We start from the raw sequence: 527 nt of genomic DNA on the forward strand, positions 1-527 counted from the left end.
GAATCTTCCCCCGATAAAGTAGACACGGGTTACGCCATGCTCCACTCATACTCCTCCGGCGAAAGATAGCCAAGAGAGGAGTGCGTCCTTTTTGAGTTATAAAACTGAAGGTAGCTCCGGATGTGGTTCGACAGTGCCTGCGTGTTCGCGAATTTCGTACGATGGATGCCTTCGGCTTTCATCGAGTGAAAGAATGATTCCATCGTGGCGTTGTCTGTCATCTTTCCGCCAAGGCGGTTCATGCTCTGCACGAACCCGAGGCTGGCGAGCCGGTCGCGGAAGGTGTAAGCACAGTATTCGGAGCCGCGGTCGCTGTGGAAGATGATCCCTGGTTGCGGCTTTCTGTGCTCAACAGCGTTGTTAAACGCCCGCAGGGTGAGGTCGGTGTCCCGCCACTTGCTCATGGCCCAGCCGACGATCCGCCGGGAGAACTTGTCCAGAACGACGGCGAGGTAGCGCCATTTGCCGCCTGCTCTAAGATACGTGACATCTCCGGCCCACACCTGGTCCGGTCCGGTTGGGACGAT

General features: G+C 57.1%; 1 protein-coding gene. It reads right to left on the minus strand.

All coding sequences use genetic code 11. The features are described 5' to 3' along the window. Positions 1 to 29: 29 nt before the first annotated feature. Positions 30 to 527: IS3 family transposase (locus KI811_RS18410; RefSeq protein WP_214187922.1), on the minus strand; the 498-nt coding region annotated here is incomplete at its 5' end.

The organism is Geobacter hydrogenophilus (genome assembly GCF_018501225.1).
In the GTDB taxonomy this organism is placed as follows: Bacteria; Desulfobacterota; Desulfuromonadia; order Geobacterales; family Geobacteraceae; genus Geobacter; species Geobacter hydrogenophilus.